Source organism: Streptomyces fulvorobeus, assembly GCF_013167895.1.
Classification (GTDB): Bacteria; Actinomycetota; Actinomycetes; order Streptomycetales; family Streptomycetaceae; genus Streptomyces; species Streptomyces fulvorobeus.
In genome coordinates, this window is record NZ_BLWC01000001.1 from 5,649,875 (window position 1) to 5,668,614 (window position 18,740).

Sequence of the window (18,740 nt, forward strand, 5' to 3'; positions counted from 1 at the left end):
CTCCGACGTGGTCCCGCCGTCCCCGCGCCGGGCGGTACGCGGTGACCCGCACCCCTCGGGCCCACCCCGACGCGGCGGCGGCCGGCACACTCGGCAAGGCCGCGGACGAGAACTTCCCCGTGGCCCCCTTCTTCCTGCCCCGGGCCTGGCGCGACGACCTGATGGCCGTCTACGGCTTCGCCCGCCTCGTCGACGACATCGGTGACGGCGACCTCGCTCCCGGCGGCGCCGACGCCCGCCACCTCGGCCTGGAACCGGCCCGGACCGACGACCGGCTCGCCATGCTCGATGCCTTCGAAGCCGACCTGCACCGCGTCTTCGCCACCACGGGGGACGGCCCGCGCCACCCCCTCCTGCGCGCACTGCGCCCCACCGTGCGGCGCTGCGCGCTCGCCCCGGAACCCTTCCTCGGACTCATCGAGGCGAACCGGCAGGACCAGAAGATCCGCCGCTACGGGACCTACGGGGAGCTCCTCGCCTACTGCGAGCTCTCCGCCAACCCCGTCGGCCGGCTCGTCCTCCAGATCACCGGCACCGCCGGCCCCGAGCGCAACCGCCTGTCCGACGCCGTCTGCACCGCCCTGCAGATCGTCGAGCACCTCCAGGACGTCGCCGAGGACCTCGGACGCGACCGGATCTACCTGCCGGCCGAGGACATGGCCCGCTTCCACGTCGGCGAGAGCGACCTGGCGGCGCCGTCCGCCGGCGCGGCGGTGCGCAGCCTCATCGCCTTCGAGGCCGAACGCGCCCGCGACCTGCTGAACGAGGGCACCCCACTCGTGGGCAGCGTCCACGGCAGACTCAGGCTGCTGCTCGCCGGATTCGTCGCCGGAGGGCACGCCGCCCTCACCGCGATCGGAGCCGCCGGGTTCGACGTACTGCCCGGACCGCCCGGACCCACCAAGCCCAGCTTGCTGCGCGAAATGGGAGTCGTCTTGCGAAGAGCGCGTAGAGAGGGGTGAGCCCGACCGTGGAGGGACAGACGACGTACATGTCGGCACCGGTACAGGCCGCATACAGTTACTGCGAGGCCGTCACCGGGCAGCAGGCCCGTAACTTCGCCTACGGCATCAGGCTGCTGCCGTACGAGAAGCGACAGGCCATGTCGGCGCTGTACGCCTTCTCCCGTCGGGTGGACGACATCGGCGACGGCGAGCTGGTACCGGAGACCAAGTGGACCCGGCTGGAAGGCACCCGGGCACTGCTCGAACGGATCAGGGCCGGTGCGGTCGACGAGGACGACACCGATCCCGTCGCCGTCGCCCTCGCCGACGCCGCCCGGCGCTTCCCCCTGCCGCTCGGCGGACTCGACGAGCTCATCGACGGCGTGCTGATGGACGTGCGCGGCGCGACGTACGAGACCTGGGACGCTCTGGCGACGTACTGCCGGTGTGTCGCGGGTGCCATCGGCCGGCTCAGCCTGGGCGTCTTCGGTACGGAACAGGGCGCACCCGGCGCCGACCGTGCCGCCGAGTACGCCGACACCCTCGGCCTCGCTCTCCAGCTCACCAACATCCTGCGCGACGTCCGCGAGGACGCCGCCAACGGCAGGACGTACCTGCCCGCCGAGGACCTGGAGAAGTTCGGCTGCTCCGCCGGATTCCACCGGGCCACCCGCCGCCAGGCTCCGACTTCGCGGGGCTGGTCCACTTCGAGGTCAGGCGCGCCCGCGCCCTGTTCGCCGAGGGGTACCGGCTGCTGCCGATGCTCGACCGCCGCAGCGGGGCGTGCGTGGCCGCGATGGCCGGGATCTACCGCCGCCTCCTGGACCGGATCGAGCGCGACCCGGAGGCCGTGCTGCGCGGCCGGGTCTCCCTGCCGGGACACGAGAAGGCGTACGTCGCGGTGCGCGGCCTCTCCGGCCTCGACGCGCGGCACATCTCGCGCCTCACGACGAGGGGACGCGCCTGATGCTCCTGGGCGGACGTACCCCGCGGCGCGGCGGCGGCCCGGAACCGCGGGCAACCCTGCGGTGGCCCGGCGCGTCCCTGACTGCGACGATCCGGGTGGCCAAGAACCGGCGAGAGGGGGACGCATGAGCGAGGAGAGCCCGCGCGCCTCCCGCGCGGTCGTCGTCGGCGGCGGCCTCGCCGGCATGACAGCGGCCCTGCGCCTCGCCGACGCCGGCGTCGGTGTGACGCTGCTCGAGGGGCGGCCCCGGCTCGGCGGACTCGCCTTCTCCTTCCGTCGGGGAGAGCTCAGCGTCGACAACGGCCAGCACGTCTACCTGCGCTGCTGCACCGGCTACCGCTGGTTCCTCGACCGGATCGGCGGCGCCCGCCTCGCCCCGCTCCAGGACCGCCTCGACGTACCGGTGCTCGATGTGGGACGCGCCGCGGGGCCGCGCCTGGGCAGGCTGCGCCGCACCGGCCTCCCCGTACCCCTGCACCTGGCGGCCGGACTGGCCGGCTACCCGCACCTCTCCCTGGCCGAGAAGGCGGGCGTCGGACGGGCCGCGCTCGCGCTCGGCCGGCTCGACCCGGCCGACCCGGCGCTCGACGGCATCGACTTCGGGACCTGGCTCGGCCGGCACGGGCAGTCGCCCCGCGCCATCGAGGCCCTGTGGGACCTCGTCGGGGTGGCCACGCTCAACGCGACCGCGGCGAACGCCTCCATGGCGCTGGCCGCCATGGTCTTCAAGACGGGGCTGCTCTCCGAGCCCGGCGCCGCCGACATCGGCTGGGCGGCCGTGCCGCTCGGCGAACTCCACGACACGCTGGCCCGCAAGGCGCTCGACTCCGCCGGGGTACGGACCGAACTGCGCACCCGGGTCGGCTCCGTGTCCCGCACCGAGGACGATTGCTGGGCCGTCGAGACGGACAGCGAGCGGATCGAGGCGGACACCGTCGTCCTCGCCGTCCCTCAGGGCGAAACCCACGGCCTGCTGCCCGAAGGCGCACTGCACGACCCGGACCGGCTGCTGGACATCGGCACCGCGCCCATCCTGAACGTACACGTGGTCTACGACCGCAAGGTGCTGCGCAGGCCGTTCTTCGCCGCGCTCGGATCGCCGGTGCAATGGGTCTTCGACCGCACGGAGTCCTCCGGGCTCCAGGGAGCGGGGCAGTACCTCGCGGTGTCCCAGTCGGCGGCCCTGGACGAGATCGACCTGCCCGTCGGCGAACTGCGCCGGCGCTACCTGCCCGAGCTGGAGCGGCTCCTTCCAGCCGCACGCGGGGCGGGCGTGCGCGACTTCTTCGTCACCAGGGAACGTACCGCGACGTTCGCCCCCGCACCCGGCGTCGGCCGGCTCCGGCCGGGCACCCGTACCCGCGCACCCGGCCTCCAGCTGGCCGGCGCATGGACCGCAACCGGCTGGCCCGCGACGATGGAGGGCGCGGTGCGCAGCGGTTTCAGCGCCGCGGACGCCGCCCTCGGCGCTCTGGGCCGCCGCCATGAACATCCGCTGCAGGAGGCGGCATGAGCAGTGCCACCGGAACAAGAGGAGAGTCAGTGACCCCGGCGAATCCGGCTATCGACACCGTGGTGGACACCGCGGACGTCACCGCGCTTCTGGAGCGCGGAAGGGCCATGTCAGCGCCGGTGCTGCGGGCCGCCGTGGACCGGCTCGCGCCGCCCATGGACTCCGTCGCCGCCTACCACTTCGGCTGGATCGACGCCCAGGGCCGCCCCGCGGACGGCGACGGCGGCAAGGCGGTGCGCCCCGCGCTCGCCCTGCTCTCCGCCGAGGTGGCGGGAGCCCCGGCCGAGACCGGTCTGCCCGGCGCCGTGGCCGTCGAACTCGTGCACAACTTCTCGCTGCTGCACGACGACCTGATGGACGGTGACGAGCAGCGCCGCCACCGGGACACGGTGTGGAAGGTGCACGGCCCGGCCCAGGCGATCCTGGTCGGTGACGCGCTGTTCGCGCTCGCCAACGAGATCCTCCTGGAGCTCGGCACCGTCGAGGCGGGCCGGGCGGCCCGCCGGCTGACCACCGCCACCCGCAAGCTGATCGACGGCCAGGCCCAGGACATCTCCTACGAGCACCGCGAGCGGGTCACCGTCGAGGAGTGCCTGGAGATGGAGGGCAACAAGACGGGCGCCCTGCTCGCCTGCTCCGTCTCGATCGGCGCCGTGCTCGGCGGGGCCGACGACCGTACCGCCGACACGCTGGAGGCGTACGGCTACCACCTCGGCCTCGCCTTCCAGGCCGTCGACGACCTGCTCGGCATCTGGGGCGACCCGGTGGCCACCGGCAAGCAGACCTGGAGCGATCTGCGCCAGCGCAAGAAGTCCCTGCCGGTCGTCGCCGCGCTCGCCGCGGGCGGACCGGCCTCCGAGCGCCTCGGCGAGCTCCTCGCCGCCGACGCGAAGAGCACGGAGTTCGCCAGCTTCTCCGAGGAGGAGTTCGCCGCCCGCGCGGCACTCATCGAGGAGGCGGGCGGCCGGGAGTGGACCGCGGAGGAAGCCCGTCGGCAGCACGCGGTAGCCATCGAGGCGCTGCACGGTGTCGACATGCCCGCGCAGGTACGGGCGCAGCTCACCGCGCTCGCCGACTTCGTGGTCGTGCGAAAGAGATGACGACCATCCGCTCCATATGACTCGCAGTCGCCGGCCGGCGCCCGTACCGGGTGCCGGCCGACGGATACCCCAGCACAGCAGAGGACCAACTGCACGAAGGGGAAGCCATGACAGCGACGACAGACGGAAGCACCGGAGCCGCGGACCTCCGCGCAGCCCCGGCCGGCGAACCGACCGACACGACCACCGCCGCGGACGATGTCCTCGCCGCCGCGCGGCGGGCCGCGGAACGCTCGGTGGAGCACCTCCTCGGCAGGCAGGACGAGCAGGGCTGGTGGAAGGGCGACCTCGCCACCAACGTCACCATGGACGCCGAGGATCTGCTGCTGCGGCAGTTCCTCGGGATTCAGGACCCCGCCACGATCGAGGCGACCGCCCGTTTCATCCGGGGCGAACAGCTCGGCGACGGCACCTGGGCGACCTTCTACGAAGGGCCGGGCGACCTCTCCGCCACCATCGAGGCGTACGTGGCCCTGCGGCTGGCCGGAGACCGGCCCCAGGACCCGCACATGGTCCGGGCGGCGGGCTGGGTCCGCGAACAGGGCGGCATCGCCGGAGCCCGCGTCTTCACCAGGATCTGGCTCGCCCTCTTCGGCTGGTGGAAGTGGGACGATCTGCCGGAGCTGCCGCCCGAGTTGATGTTCCTCCCCCGTGGGTGCCGCTCAACATCTACGACTTCGGCTGCTGGGCGCGGCAGACCATCGTCCCGCTCACCATCGTCTCCGCCACGCGGCCGGTCCGCCCCGCGCCCTTCGCCCTGGACGAGCTGCACACGGACCCGGCCTGCCCGAACCCGCCCAAGCCGCTGGCCCCTCCCATGAGCTGGGACGGCATCTTCCAGCGGCTGGACAAGGCGATGCACCTGTACCACAGGGTCGCGCCACGCGGGCTGCGGCGCTTCGCCATGAACCTGGCGGCCCGGTGGATCATCGAGCGTCAGGAGAACGACGGCTGCTGGGGCGGCATCCAGCCGCCCGCCGTGTACTCGGTGATCGCCCTGCATCTGCTCGGCTACGACCTCGGCCATCCGGTGATGCGGGCCGGGCTCGCCTCGCTCGACCGGTTCACCGTGTGGCGCGAGGACGGCGCCCGCATGGTCGAGGCGTGCCAGTCCCCGGTATGGGACACCTGTCTGGCGACGATCGCACTCGCCGACGCGGGACTCAGCCCCGACCACCCCGCCCTGGTGAAGGCCGCCGACTGGATGCTCGGCGAGGAGATCGTCCGGCCCGGTGACTGGTCGGTACGCAGGCCCCGACTGGCCCCGGGTGGCTGGGCGTTCGAGTTCCACAACGACAACTACCCCGATATCGACGACACCGCGGAGGTCGTCCTCGCCCTGCGCAGGATCCGCCATCCCGACCCGGTGCGCGTCGAGGCCGCCATCGAGCGGGGTGTGCGCTGGAATCTGGGTATGCAGTCGCGCAACGGGGCCTGGGCCGCCTTCGACGCGGACAACACCAGCCCGTTCCCCAACCGGCTGCCGTTCTGCGACTTCGGCGAGGTAGTCGACCCGCCGTCCGCCGACGTCACCGGGCACGTCGTGGAGATGCTGGCCTTCGAAGGCATGTCCCGTCATCCCGGCACCCGGCGGGGAGTCGAGTGGCTCCTCGCCGAACAGGAGGCGAGCGGAGCCTGGTTCGGGCGCTGGGGCGTCAACTACATCTATGGGACAGGGTCCGTGGTACCCGCGCTGGTCGCCGCGGGAATCCCGGCCCACCACCCCTCGGTCCGCCGCGCCGTGAGCTGGCTGGAGTCCGTACAGAACGACGACGGGGGCTGGGGCGAGGATCTGCGCTCGTACCAGGAGGAGAAGTGGATCGGGCACGGCCCCTCGACCGCGTCCCAGACGGCCTGGGCGCTCCTCGCGCTGCTCTCCGCCGGAGAGCGTGAGAGCAGGGCGGTGCGGCGGGGTGTGACCTGGCTGGCCGGGGCGCAGCAGCCGGACGGCTCCTGGGACGAGCCGTACTTCACCGGGACCGGGTTCCCCTGGGACTTCTCCATCAACTACCACCTCTACCGGCAGGTCTTCCCGCTCACCGCGCTCGGCAGATACGTGTACGGCGACCCCTTCGCCGACCGCGCCCTCTTCCGCAAGGGGGCCTGATGGGGGGACCTGCGTCCGGGCCGCCAGGCCCCGCGTACCCGCTCCTGATCGCCTGCGCGCTCTCCATCGAGCACCTCGCACTGCGCAGCGGCAGGGGCGGCGGGGCCGCCGGGCCGGTGACCGTCATCAGGACGGGAATGGGCCCCAGGGCCGCCGAGGCGGCCGTCACGCGCGCCCTGGCCCTGGAGCGGACCGAGGGCGCCGCGGTCATCGCCTCCGGCTTCTGCGCGGGTCTCGCCCCCGGGATGCGCCCCGGCGACCTCGTCGTCGCACAGGAGACCCGGGACGCCGGCGGCCGGTCCGCCTGCACCGGCACGGACGTCCTCGCCGAAGCCCTCGCCAGGGCGGTGCCGGGCCGAACCGTCCACACCGGTCCGCTGACCGGGTCCGGCCACGTCGTGCGCGGACCCGAGCGCGCGGAGCTGAGCGCCACCGGTGCCATCGCGGTGGACATGGAGTCAGCGGCCACGCTGCGTACCGCCCTGCTGGCGGGGGCACGTCCGGTTGCGGCCGTACGGGTGGTCGTGGACGCCCCGGAGCACGAGCTCGTCCGCATCGGCACGCTGCGCGGTGGAATATCGGCTTTCCGTGTTCTCCGTGCCGTGCTGCCGGCTTTCCATGAATGGCACCGATCTTTGCTGCTCCCCAGGAGGTGAGCCCAGATGGCCATGCCGCTCCGTCAGTCCATCAAGGTCGCGACGTATCTCATCGAGCAAAAGCTTCGGAAGCGGGATAAATTTCCGTTGATCGTTGAGCTGGAACCCCTGTTCGCCTGCAATCTGGCGTGCGAGGGCTGCGGGAAGATCCAGCATCCGGCGGGCGTCCTCAAACAGCGCATGCCGGTGGCCCAGGCGGTGGGCGCGGTGCTCGAAGCCGGTGCCCCGATGGTGTCCATCGCCGGCGGCGAGCCGCTGATGCACCCTCAGATCGACGAGATCGTGCGGCAGTTGGTGGCGAGGAAAAAGTACGTCTTCCTCTGCACCAACGCGATGCTGATGCGTAAGAAGCTCGACAAGTTCACCCCCTCGCCCTACTTCGCGTTCGCGGTGCACATCGACGGGCTGCGCGAGCGGCACGACGAGTCGGTAGCCAAGGAAGGCGTCTTCGACGAGGCGGTGGCGGCGATGAAGGAAGCCAAGCGCCGCGGCTTCCGGGTCACCACGAACTCGACCTTCTTCAACACCGACACCCCGCAGACCGTCATCGAGGTCCTCGACTTCCTCAACGACGACCTCAAGGTCGACGAGATGATGATCTCGCCCGCCTACGCCTACGAGAAGGCCCCCGACCAGGAGCACTTCCTCGGGGTCGAGCAGACCCGGGAGCTCTTCAAGAAGGCGTTCGCGGGGGGCAACAGGGCCCGCTGGCGGCTCAACCACTCGCCGCTCTTCCTGGACTTCCTGGAAGGCAGGGCCGACTTCCCCTGCACGGCGTGGGCGATCCCCAACTACTCGCTCTTCGGCTGGCAGCGGCCCTGCTACCTGATGAGCGACGGATACGTGCCGACGTACCGGGAACTCGTGGACGACACCGACTGGGACACCTACGGACGGGGCAAGGACCCGCGCTGCGCCAACTGCATGGCGCACTGCGGATACGAGCCCACCGCCGTCCTCGCCACCATGGGGTCGCTGAAGGAGTCGCTGCGCGCCGCACGGGAGACCATCGGCGGGAACAGATGACGGCATGACCTCCGTAGGGCCGGTCGGCCCCGGGACGTTCTTGATCCAGGCGGTGTCCAGGACAGGCGGTCACCTCGGGCCCAAGTGGAGATCGCCGGACGGATCAGCGCCGCCCTCGCCGCCCGGCGGGTGAAGGCACAGCAGCCGGTACCGAAGGAGAGCGGGGCATGAAGGACGACGGGCCCAAGGGCTTCGACCTCGCGCGGCTCCTCGCCGCACGGGGCGGGGAGCGCTACGAGCTGCACACCAGGCACCTCAACCACCAGTTGCCGCGCATGCTGCGCACGATCGGCTTCGACAAGGTCTACCAGCGGGCCGAGGGCGCGTACTTCTGGGACGCCGAGGGCAACGACTACCTCGACATGCTCGCCGGATTCGGGGTGATGGGTCTCGGCCGGCACCACCCCGTCGTGCGCAAGGCGCTGCACGACGTCCTCGACGCCTCCCTGGCCGACCTCACCCGCTTCGACTGCCAGCCGCTCCCCGGCCTGCTGGCCGAGAAACTGCTCGCGCACAGCCCGCACCTGGACCGGGTGTTCTTCGGCAACAGTGGTACGGAGGCCGTCGAGACGGCCCTGAAATTCGCCCGTTACGCCACCGGGAAGCCCAGAGTCCTGTACTGCGCGCACGCCTTCCACGGGCTGACCACCGGCTCCCTCTCGGTCAACGGGGAGGCGGGCTTCCGGGACGGCTTCGCCCCGCTGCTGCCGGACACCGCGATCGCACTCGGCGACCTGGCGGCGCTGCGGCGCGAGCTGGAGCGCGGCGACGTCGCGGCATTCGTCGTGGAGCCCGTCCAGGGCAAGGGGGTGCACGCCGCACCGCCCGGCTTCCTGCGAGCCGCGCAGGAGCTGCTGCACCGGCACAAGGCACTGCTCATCGTGGACGAGGTGCAGACAGGGCTCGGGCGGACCGGCGACTTCTACGCGTACCAGCACGAGGAAGGCGTCGAACCCGACCTGGTCTGTGTCGCCAAGGCGCTCTCCGGCGGCTACGTGCCGGTGGGGGCGACGCTCGGCAAGGACTGGATCTTCAAGCGCGTCTACTCGTCCATGGACCGGGTCCTCGTCCACTCGGCGAGCTTCGGCTCCAACGCGCAGGCGATGGCGGCCGGTCTCGCCGTCCTCGCCGTGATGGAGGACGAGGAGACGGTGGCGAACGCCCGCCGGACCGGAGATCTGCTGCGTGAGCGGCTGGCCGCGCTCGTCGACCGCTACGAGCTGCTGCACGAGGTGCGCGGACGCGGGCTGATGATCGGTATCGAGTTCGGCCGGCCGTCCTCTCTCAGGCTCCGCAGCCGCTGGACCATGCTCCAGGCCGCCCGCAAGGGACTCTTCGCGCAGATGGTGGTGGTGCCCCTGCTCCAGAAGCACCGGATTCTCACGCAGGTCTCCGGGGACCACCTGGAAGTGATCAAACTGATCCCGCCGCTGATCATCGGCGAGCCGGAGGTGGACCGGTTCGTGCGCGCCTTCACGGCGGTGATGGACGACGCGCACAGCGGAGGCGGGCTGATGTGGGACTTCGGCAGGACCCTGGTGAAGCAGGCTGTCGGCAACCGCTGACCCCTGCTCGGGCGCGGCTTCGCCTCCGGGGCGGATCCTGGCCCATGGAGGCACGCATCCCAGGGCTGACGCCGGAGCGGGGTCACGCCTCCTCGGTGAGCCGCTCCCGCAGCCGCTCCCGGGTCCGGGGGGAGAGCCCCAGCCCTTCCGTGAGGTAGCGCTCGGTGGTGTCCCAGGTCTCCGCGATGGTGTCGAAGGCCGCCGCCAGATACTCGGGGCGCGCCCCGAAGAGGGGATCGAGCAGCTCCATGACCTCATCGGACATTCCGGTGGCCGAGGTGTCGCTGCGCTTCACCTTGTACCGGCGGTGGGCGTCGTTCGACAGCAGGTAGTCCGCCTCGATGGCCTCGCGCTCCACGCCGACGGCCAGCAGCGACACCGCTATGGAGAGCCCCGCCCGGTCCTTGCCGGCCGCGCAGTGCATCAGGGCGGGCACGCTGTCCTCGGCCAGGGCGTGCAGGACCCGGCTGTGCTCACCCGTGCGGTCCCTGATGATCGAGCGGTACGAGGCGACCATGCGCTCCACGCCCTTGCCGTTCGCCAGGATCGAGCACAGCTGCTCGATGTTGCCGTCGCGGACCAGCCGCCAGAACTCGGCGCCGTCCGCCGGGTCGGAGAGCGGGATGCTGACGTTGCGCACGCCCGTCAGCTCCACGTCGTAGCCGTCGAGCTTGTGGTCGGCCGCGTTGCGGAAGTCGAAGACCGTGTGCAGCCCCAGCCCGTCCAGGAACGCCCTGTCCTGCTCCGTGGCGTGCGCCAGGTGACCGCTGCGGTAGAGCCGTCCGAAGCGCACCCGGCGGCCGTCCGTGGTCGGCAGCCCGCCGACGTCACGGAAGTTGCGCACACCGGTCAGCTCGGCGTGGGTCGGCGGGACCTGCGGCAGCTGCTGGGTCACGGTCGCTCCTGGAGTGTCTGGCGCCGACGCTGCTCGCCGGCGAGGGCACGGTCGTGACGATACGACATCGATTCCTCAGGCAATCAGTTCGCCCCGCGGGCCGCCGCCCGGGAGACACCGTCGCCAAGGAGCGGCCCTGAGGCTCCGTCGTACCCCGCGACCGACACATGTCCGAATTGGTGCGTTTAGCAGAACATGCCCTGCTTATGGGGGAGATGGTGACCGCCTGGTGAGCGGGATCATATCCGTGACGGTGTGTGGCGGCCGGATCGGTGGGCAGTCCGCTCCCCGCCCGGAATGCCAAGATCCGTAATCCACGGAGTGTGACCGGAAATCGGCACCGGAATTGAAGCGTGCATTCCGGTGCTCGGGACGCGGCTTGTTATGGCCGTCCTCACTCGCTTACGGTCACCGTCAATCCGGACGGACCGCCTAATCCTGCCGCCGCCCGGAATCCGCATCCACTCACGTGTGGCAGGAGCGGGGGACCCAGGTAAGCCGCCGGTCCGGAGGAATCCGGCCCGGCTCGGGGTGAAGTCGCACCAGACGCGACCGGGCATCTCCAGCCCGAACCCGACAGCTCACCTCGTAGGCGCCGGAGAGGAATTCCCCCATGCCCGCAAAGGGTAAGCACCGTCGTACGAAGTCCGGCTCGATCGCCCGCGGCATCTTCGCCGCTGGGACCGGTGGCGCCGTCCTCGCTCTTCCGCTGATCGGCGCCACCGGGGCGCAGGCCGCGGAGCAGGCCGCACCGGCCGCCAAGCCCGCGGCCGCCTCCCTCGCCGCGGCGCACACCGCGCCCCTCGCCGTCTCCAAGGCCGCACCGAAGACCTACTCCGTGGTCAAGGGCGACTACCTGTCGAAGATCGCCGCCGAGCAGAAGATCAAGGGCGGCTGGGAGAAGCTGTACGAGGACAACCGCGAGGTCGTCGGCGAGAACCCGAGCCTGATCTTCCCCGGCACCGAACTCACGCTCGGTGCCAAGGCGTCCGGCTCCGCCAAGGCCGCGCCTTCGAAGGCCGTCGCCCCCAAGGCCGCTCCGAAGGCCGCGGCCCCCAAGGCCGCCCCCTCGAAGGCGCCGGCGCCCGAGGCCGCCGCTCCCAAGGCGGACACCTCGGCGGACTCGGTCTCCTCCTCCGATTCGGCCGGCACCACCTCCGGCTGGGCCGCTCCCCTGGCCGACGCCACCGTCACCACGCCGTACCGTGCCTCCGGTTCCATGTGGTCCAGCGGCTACCACACCGGTGCGGACTTCCGGGCCGCCTCCGGCACCAGCATCCGGGCCATCGGCCCCGGCACCGTGGTGTCGGCCGGCTGGAGCGGTTCCTACGGCAACGAGGTCGTCATCAAGCACGAGGACGGCATGTACTCCCAGTACGCCCACCAGTCCTCGCTGAGCGTGTCGGTCGGCGAGACCGTCACCGGCGGCCAGCAGATCGGCCTCTCCGGCTCCACCGGCAACTCGAGCGGACCGCACCTGCACTTCGAGGTCCGCACCGGCCCGGGCTACGGCTCGGACGTCGACCCGGTCTCGTACCTGCGTCAGCACGGCGTCTCCCTCTGAGGCGATGAGCTGAGGCGATGAATGGTGAGGAAGGGCGGTGCGCGGCGGCGCACCGCCCTTCCTCGCTTCCTCACCGGATACGGCGGGCCCGCCACTTATTCCGGCTTTACCAAAAACTGACCGGGTGGTCTATCTCACCCTCCGTCAACCCCTTATTACGGTCGCGTAGGTCACAATCGCAGGTGCAGGATAAGGGCTTGTGGCAGACGATTCGAGACTCGATCAGCGTGGTATCCGGGGCGTCCCAGGCGTCAGGAGCGTCATAGGGTCGTACGCGGCGATCGGTGACAGCTTCACCGAAGGCGTCGGTGACCCCGGCCCCGGCGGAGGCTATATCGGCTGGGCGGACCGATTCGCGGTCCTGCTGGCTGATCAGCTCACGGCCTGGGAAACCGGGACGGCCGCCGATCCGTCACGGCACACCAATTTCCGGTACGCCAATCTCGCCGTGCGCGGACGGCTCCTCGACCAGATCGTCGAGGAACAGGTCCCGCGAGCCAAGGAGATGGCCCCCGACCTCGTGAGCTTCTGCGCGGGCGGCAACGACATCCTGCGGCCGGGAAGCGACCCCGACGACGTGGCCGAGCGCTTCGAGCGCGCCGTCGCGGAACTGTCCGGCGCGGTCGGCACCGTCATGGTCACCACCGGCTTCGACCCCCGCCACATGCCGGTGCTGCGCCGCCTCCGGGGCAAGATCGCCACCTACACCGCCCATGTCCGCTCCATCGCCGACCGCTACGACTGCCCGGTCCTCGACCTGTGGTCGCTGCGGTCCGTCCAGGACCGCCGGGCCTGGGACCTCGACCGGCTGCACCTGTCGGCCGATGGCCACACCAGGGTCGCACTCCGCGCCGCCCAGGTCCTCGGCATCGACGTGCCGGCCGATCCCGACCAGGCATGGCCGCCGCAAGCCCTGCGCCGCCCGTTCGACCACCGGCGCGACGACATCCAGTGGGCCCGCGAGTACCTGGTCCCCTGGATCGGGCGACGGCTGCGCGGTGAGTCGTCGGGCGACCACGTCGCGGCCAAGCGCCCCGACCTACTGCCGCTCTAGGGAGCGCTCCGGTACGGAAGGAGAGCGCGGCGACGGCCGCCTGGCGGGTATCCGCTCCAGTACGCCGCCCGCGAAGACGTCGTACAGCGGCAGTGTCTCCAGGTGCACGTAACCGATGTGGCAGTCGCAGACGGCGAGCGGACAGCCGCGCGGGCCCAGAGCCCGGCGGTAGCTCCCGTCGTAGAGGTTGCCGAGCTCGGCGCGGACGAAATGGCACCGCCGCACCGTGCCGTCGCCGTCCACGGAGATGACCGACTCACCGGTCCGGCACGGCAGCCCGGCGGATTCGTGAGGGCGGCGGCTGTACGGGAACAGGGGGTCCAGAGCCGTCCACCGGCCCGCCTCCTCGTCCGTGTAGGTGTGACCCTCGGCGGCGTTGACCCAGAGGTACACCTCCTCGGGCAGCGCCGCCCGCAGCCGCCGCGCGTCGTCGAGGTGACCGTCGAGTCCCACGATTCCGACACTGTGCCGGACGCCCAGTTCCGCCAGGTCACGGCACTTCCCCAGGAACCTGTCGTACGGGGTCTGGCCCGGGTGGTACGTGCACCACAGCGCCACCTTGTCCCGGTCGGCGTCCGCCAGCCAGCCGGTGCGGCAGCTGAGGTTGGTCTGGACGGCGACCCGCCCGATGTGCGGCAGCCGCGAGAGCTCGACCAGCGCCCGGCGGTACCAGGACCGGACCAGCCCTTCACCCCACGGTGTGAAGAGCACCGAGAGCCGGTCGCCCGTCTGCGCCGCCGCCCAGGCGGTGAACCGCTCCAGGGCGGCGCGGTCCGCGCGCAGCTGCCCGGGAGTGTCACGCCGCTTGGCGAAGGGGCAGTACGGACAGGCGTAGTCGCAGGAGGCCAGCGGGCCCCGGTAGAGGATCGTCAGGTCCATGGGCTTCACCTCACCTCGTAGGCGGCCATCGCGGCCCGTACGGCGGGGGAGAACAGCTCGGGGCCCAGCGCGTCCGAATGGGCCAGCCCTTCCGGGGAGAGGCGCAGCGGACCGTGGTCCGCCGGCCCGGCGAGCCAGCCGCGCTCGGCGAAACGGTCCAGCTCACGGGGGAAGTCCTCGTACGGGTCGGAGCCGAACCGCGCGCGGTACCCCGCGCGCTCCATCCCCGCCGCCTGGAGAAGGGACTGGAGCAGATGGCGCCTGCGCGCCTCGTCGCCGTCGACGAACCGCCCCACCTCGGCGCGGGTGAAGTCCTCCGTCGCCGTGAAGCGGTCGATGATGCCCCGGACCTCACGCGTCTCCACCGCGTAGTCGAAGGAGTAGTGCAGTGCGGAGGTGTACGAACGGGCTCCACAGCCGAGACCGATCATCCCGTCCGTCTGGCAGGCGTAGTCGCCGGGGCCCTCCTGCGGGGCGTCGGCACGGCGGAACATCCGCATCGACACCTGCTCGTAGCCCTCGGCGAGAAGCTGGTCGCGCCCCGCTCGGTAGAGCCGCAGCCGCTGCTCGTCCCACGCGGCCTCGGCCGTGGCCTCCGCCCCGGGCGGCGCCGCGGCGCCGAGACGGTCGAGCCCCGTCAGGGGGCGTACGTACAGCGGGTAGAGGTACAGCTCCTCGGGGCGCCAGGCCAGCGCGGCGTCCAGCGAAGCGCGCCAGGTGTCCTCGGTCTGGCCGTCGATGCCGTAGATCAGATCGATGTTGAGGACCGGGATGCGGGTATCGCGGATGCGGCCGAGAGCCGCCTCCACCTCGGCCCGGCGCTGCGGACGGACCGCGGCGCGGGCCTCCTCGTCCATGAAGCTCTGCACGCCGATGCTCACCCGGGTGGCTCCCCGCTCGGCGAGGACGGCCAGCCGGTCCGCGGTGGCCGTCGGGGGAGAGGTCTCCACCGACAGCGGGACCGTCCGGAGATCCGCGCCCATCCGCTTCTCCGCTATGTCGCAGAGCCGCTCCAGCTCGGCGGCGGTCAGAAAGGTGGGCGTACCGCCGCCGAACGCCGTCGCGGCGAGGCGGACCGGCCGCTCGTCGCCCAGCGCGTCACGGACGGCCGTGGCCTGCCGGTCCAGCGCGTCCAGGTAGCGGGCGGTCAACTCCTCCGGCGCGCCGATCCGTGTGAACAGGTTACAGAAACCACAGCGGACCTCGCAGAACGGTATGTGGATGTACAGGGAGAGTGCGTCCGTCCGCTCCGCCGCCCACAACTCGCTCAGCAGGGGCCGCCCGGCGGGGTGTCCGTCGAGCGGGCGGTACGCCGTCTTGTGCGGATAGGCGTAGACGTAATGCTGGTACGGCCTGGCCGCGGGGGTGGCGATGGTCATCGGGGCGCCTTCGGGTCAAGGAAGAATTGGGCGTAGGGCACGGTCCACACGGCTTCGTGGCCGAGCCGGTGACCGGTGTACCCGTCGTCGCCGTAGGCCGTGCCGTGGTCCGAGCAGACGATGGCGAAACACCGGCGCCGGCTGCTCGCCGCGGCGAAGAGCCGGCCGATGTGACGGTCGACGTACTCCAGCGCTGCCGCGTGGGTGTCCCGGGAGTCACCAGCCCCCGGTGTGGCGCCGTCCCGGTGGAACCAGTTGGGCTGGTGCAGGGCGGCCACGTTGACGAAGAGGAACAGCCGTCGCCCGGCGGGGAGTTCCGCCACCACCTGCTCGGCGCGGGTCACCTGCTCCTCGAACGAGGTGGGGGAGGCGACACCGAAGCCGGGCTCCCAGTGGCTCTCCTGGAACAGGCCCGGGAGTACGGAGCCGAGCGGGCCCTGTCCGTTGAAGAAACCGACACCTCCGATGCACACCGTCCGGTAACCGGCAGCGGCCAGCCCGGAGACCAGATCGGGGGTGTCGAAGACGAAGGTGCCGTCCGCCGTGGTCTCGCTGCCCGCGAAACGGGCGGCGAACAGGCGCGGATGAGGGCCCGGAGCAGCGGGGGTCGGAAGGAACCCGGCGAACATCGCCTGGTGCGAGGCGTAGGTGAAGCTCCCCGGCGCATGCCGCTTCTCCCAGACACCACCGGGCAGATGGCGGGCCAGGTGCGGGATGCGCCCGGCTGCCGCCAGCTCCGCCGCGACGTCGTGGCGCAGGGTGTCCAGGGTCACGAGCAGCAGATCATGACTGCCCACGATCGTGGACATGTCGGGTTCCGCCCCCGGCCGGTGCGGGGCGGGGTCAGCGAGCGGAGTCGGCACGGTGGTCCCCTGTCCGGTTCGTCACGGCGGCGACCTGTGCCGCATAGGTGTCCAGGTTCTCGGCGCCGCTGCCCGGCAGACCGGTCAGGCGTGGCAGCAGATCACCGAACGCGTTCACCTCGCACACCGCGAAGCGGCGCCAGCCTATGGCGGGCAGCAGGTCGACGCCGACGCACAGGGTGCCGGGGAAGCGGCCGGCCGCCCGCTCGCACACGGCCAGGGCGGCGGCCCAGCTGCCGCCCCCGGCCTCGGTCGCGGCCCTGGCCGCTTCGAGGTCGCCGCGCCTGCCGCCGAGATGAAGATTGGTCATGGGCGACCGGCTGGTCCGCACGACCGCGTGCGTCGCCCGGCCTGCCACCACCACGACCCGCAGGTCCGCGGCGCGGCCGTGCTGCGACGCCTTCGGCAGCCACCGCTCGATGTGCAGGCCGTCCGGCGCGAGCGCGTCGACGACGGCGGCGACCTCGGCCTCCGTCGTGCAGCGGCGCACCCGGAGCGAGTTGAAGAGCCGCCCCGCCGCGTCCCGCTCGACGGAGGTGACCGCCCGCACCCGGCCGGCGCCCGCGGTCTCCACCGCCAGCACCCCCGACGCGGAGGAACCGTGGGCGAGCTTCACGAAGGCCCGCCGCATTCCGTGCTCCCTCATCAGCGTGCGCACATCCGCCCACCCCCGTACAGCGGGTGCGCCGGCGCCGGAGGTCGGCGAATCCGGTACGGGCACTCCGGCGCCGCCCAGCGCGGCGTGGCACAGCCGTTTGTCGAACAGCACCGCGAGGTCGCCGGGATCGTCGAGGAGCACCGCACCCGCCGCGGCAGCCGCCCGGGCCACCTCCCGTACGGCGCCGGTGAACGCCCCGTACCACCGGGCGGAACCCTCGACCCCGGCCGGATCGTCGACGCCCCGCAGAAGCCGTTCGACCTCGGGGTCCTCGCCCGGCGAGTCGATCCGTACGGACTCACCCGGCAGGAAGAACGCCTCGCCCCGCAGCACCGCACGCCAGGGCACCACCCGCGCCTCGGGCAGCCCGGCGGCGCGCACGGCGTCCTGGAAGAGGGTCACGCGGCGGTTCCCAGGAATTGCGACGACCGCGAAGCGCGGCGCCCGGCTGCGCACGTCAGCTCACTCCGCCACGGTCGTGTAGCGGCCTTCGGGACCCTGGTCGTCCCACGGCGTGTTGCGATCCGACAGATCCACCCGCACCCCGTGCGGCTCAAGCGCTGTGCGGACCCGTCGTTCCATCGGCTCGGTCAGGAAGTGGTGGTGGAGGTCGAGCGCGTCCAGGTGGATGAGCGGCTGGCCCTCCAGGAGTGCGGCAGCGCCCTCGTCGCCCATCGTGCCGGAGGACAGATCGAGCGTGCGCAGCTGTGCGACGACCGGAGCCGAGGCGACGGCCACCGCTATCTCGTTCTGCAACTCGCTGTTGCGCAGGCCGAGGTGGGACAGGGCCGGGAATCGGGTGCCGGACAGCAAGGGCTGGAGATCCGCCACCGACGCATCGCCTCCGTACGCCGAGACGCCGAGCCAGAGCTCCAGCCGCTCCAGCGCCGGCAGTTCACTCTCCAGCACCCCGCGGACCACCTCCACGGGCAGGCCGCCGGACTCGATGACCAGTTCACGCAGACTCTCGTGCCGGACCGGCGGGAGCCGCAGGCTCGATCCACCGCGCACCCCCAGAGTGCGAAGACGGGGGAAGGCGGTGAGCAGCGGGGTGACGTCCCCGTGCTCGATCCACGAGATCTCCGCCTCCTCCTGCACCAGATCCCCGACGAAGACCGCCTCCAGCGAGGTCAGCCGGCCGGCGGCCGCGACGACGAGACCGATCGGAAACGAGGAGTCCCGCTCGTACGCCTCGCCCCACTGCCCGATGATCAGGGCGCGGACCCCGGCGGGATCGACCTCGTCGAGGAAGGCGGCGAACTCCTCCTCCCACGTCCGCTCCTCGTCCACGTACGGATCGACCCGGATGCGCCAGGCCGCGGCGCCGGCGGTGGGCCGGACCGCGGAAGTCCCGCTCTGGAAATCGACGGCGGGAAGGCCGGCCAACTCTTGCAGGTGGTCGACATCGGGCATGGTCCTGAACTCCTGTCGCTGGGGCGTTGATGTCCGCAAGGTGTATCAAGGCCCACTGACAGTCCCGCGGCCGGGGACGGGTGCGGCCGCTGTCGCGCCGATTGTCAGACCCCCGTCGTAGCGTTTTCCACGGGATCGGCGCAGTGGGTGCCGGGCC

Annotated in this window: 14 protein-coding genes, 2 pseudogenes and 1 riboswitch; of the genes and pseudogenes, 10 read left to right on the forward strand and 6 right to left on the reverse strand. The window is 71.8% G+C overall.

The features are described 5' to 3' along the window. Nucleotides 1-41 precede the first annotated feature (41 nt). The 8 genes and pseudogenes from hpnC (at nt 42) to Sfulv_RS25385 (ending at nt 9,878) form a co-directional block, all read left to right on the forward strand. Nucleotides 42-962 (forward strand): squalene synthase HpnC, encoded by a 921-nt coding sequence (gene hpnC / locus Sfulv_RS25350; protein WP_173316800.1) that lies wholly within the window; start codon nt 42-44, stop codon nt 960-962. A 29-nt stretch (nt 963-991) separates the two neighbouring features. Continuing rightward, nucleotides 992-1,911, forward strand: a pseudogene (hpnD, locus tag Sfulv_RS25355) (presqualene diphosphate synthase HpnD). Nucleotides 1,912-2,035: 124 nt separating this feature from the next. Further along, complete coding sequence (gene hpnE / locus Sfulv_RS25360) at nt 2,036-3,424, forward strand: hydroxysqualene dehydroxylase HpnE (protein ID WP_173316801.1); 1,389 nt, start codon at nt 2,036-2,038, stop codon at nt 3,422-3,424. Next, nucleotides 3,421-4,524: a polyprenyl synthetase family protein gene (locus tag Sfulv_RS25365; RefSeq protein ID WP_173316802.1), complete on the forward strand. Its 1,104-nt coding sequence runs from the start codon at nt 3,421-3,423 to the stop codon at nt 4,522-4,524. The genes hpnE and Sfulv_RS25365 overlap by 4 nt, the downstream gene beginning before the upstream one ends. Nucleotides 4,525-4,631: 107 nt before the next feature. Next, a pseudogene (gene shc, locus Sfulv_RS25370) lies at nt 4,632-6,631 on the forward strand (squalene--hopene cyclase). Then, complete coding sequence (locus Sfulv_RS25375; protein WP_173316803.1) at nt 6,631-7,287, forward strand: phosphorylase family protein; 657 nt, start codon at nt 6,631-6,633, stop codon at nt 7,285-7,287. The pseudogene shc and the gene Sfulv_RS25375 overlap by 1 nt, the downstream one beginning before the upstream one ends. Before the next feature lie 6 nt (nt 7,288-7,293). Continuing rightward, the gene (gene hpnH, locus Sfulv_RS25380) at nt 7,294-8,313 is read left to right on the forward strand and encodes an adenosyl-hopene transferase HpnH (protein WP_173316804.1); all 1,020 of its coding nucleotides are present in this window, start codon (nt 7,294-7,296) and stop codon (nt 8,311-8,313) included. 167 nt (nt 8,314-8,480) lie between these two features. Continuing rightward, on the forward strand, nt 8,481-9,878 hold the full coding sequence (locus Sfulv_RS25385; RefSeq protein WP_173316805.1) for an aspartate aminotransferase family protein: 1,398 nt from the start codon (nt 8,481-8,483) through the stop codon (nt 9,876-9,878). A gap of 82 nt (nt 9,879-9,960) precedes the next feature. Here Sfulv_RS25385 and Sfulv_RS25390 read toward each other — a convergent pair whose 3' ends face one another. After that, nucleotides 9,961-10,773, reverse strand: coding sequence for a tyrosine-protein phosphatase (locus Sfulv_RS25390; protein ID WP_173316806.1), 813 nt, complete (start codon nt 10,771-10,773; stop codon nt 9,961-9,963). A gap of 452 nt (nt 10,774-11,225) precedes the next feature. Continuing rightward, nucleotides 11,226-11,381, forward strand: a riboswitch (cyclic di-AMP (ydaO/yuaA leader). 5 nt (nt 11,382-11,386) lie between these two features. Here Sfulv_RS25390 and Sfulv_RS25395 point away from each other — a divergent pair. Together Sfulv_RS25395 and Sfulv_RS25400 are read left to right on the forward strand one after the other, a co-directional pair. Further along, nucleotides 11,387-12,337 carry a M23 family metallopeptidase gene (locus Sfulv_RS25395; protein WP_173316807.1) on the forward strand — a complete coding sequence of 317 codons (951 nt, stop codon included), beginning with the start codon at nt 11,387-11,389 and terminating at the stop codon, nt 12,335-12,337. Nucleotides 12,338-12,536: 199 nt separating this feature from the next. After that, a complete protein-coding gene (locus Sfulv_RS25400) occupies nt 12,537-13,391 on the forward strand; it encodes an SGNH/GDSL hydrolase family protein (RefSeq protein WP_173316808.1) in 855 nt (284 codons plus the stop codon). Here Sfulv_RS25400 and Sfulv_RS25405 read toward each other — a convergent pair. Genes Sfulv_RS25405 through Sfulv_RS25425 form a run of 5 tightly spaced genes read right to left on the reverse strand, consistent with a single transcriptional unit; the run spans nt 13,377 to nt 18,583 of the window. Continuing rightward, nucleotides 13,377-14,270 (reverse strand): STM4011 family radical SAM protein, encoded by an 894-nt coding sequence (locus Sfulv_RS25405; protein WP_173316809.1) that lies wholly within the window; start codon nt 14,268-14,270, stop codon nt 13,377-13,379. The genes Sfulv_RS25400 and Sfulv_RS25405 overlap by 15 nt on opposite strands. A 5-nt stretch (nt 14,271-14,275) precedes the next feature. Beyond that, nucleotides 14,276-15,649, reverse strand: coding sequence for an STM4012 family radical SAM protein (locus Sfulv_RS25410; protein ID WP_173316810.1), 1,374 nt, complete (start codon nt 15,647-15,649; stop codon nt 14,276-14,278). Next, nucleotides 15,646-16,458, reverse strand: a complete 813-nt coding sequence (locus tag Sfulv_RS25415) for an STM4013/SEN3800 family hydrolase (RefSeq protein ID WP_173316811.1) — start codon at nt 16,456-16,458, stop codon at nt 15,646-15,648. The genes Sfulv_RS25410 and Sfulv_RS25415 overlap by 4 nt, the downstream gene beginning before the upstream one ends. Before the next feature lie 34 nt (nt 16,459-16,492). Beyond that, nucleotides 16,493-17,626 carry an STM4014 family protein gene (locus Sfulv_RS25420; protein ID WP_173316812.1) on the reverse strand — a complete coding sequence of 378 codons (1,134 nt, stop codon included), beginning with the start codon at nt 17,624-17,626 and terminating at the stop codon, nt 16,493-16,495. 6 nt (nt 17,627-17,632) lie between these two features. Continuing rightward, entirely contained in the window at nt 17,633-18,583 is a 951-nt protein-coding gene (locus Sfulv_RS25425) for an STM4015 family protein (RefSeq protein WP_173316813.1), read from the reverse strand. Nucleotides 18,584-18,740: the final 157 nt, after the last annotated feature.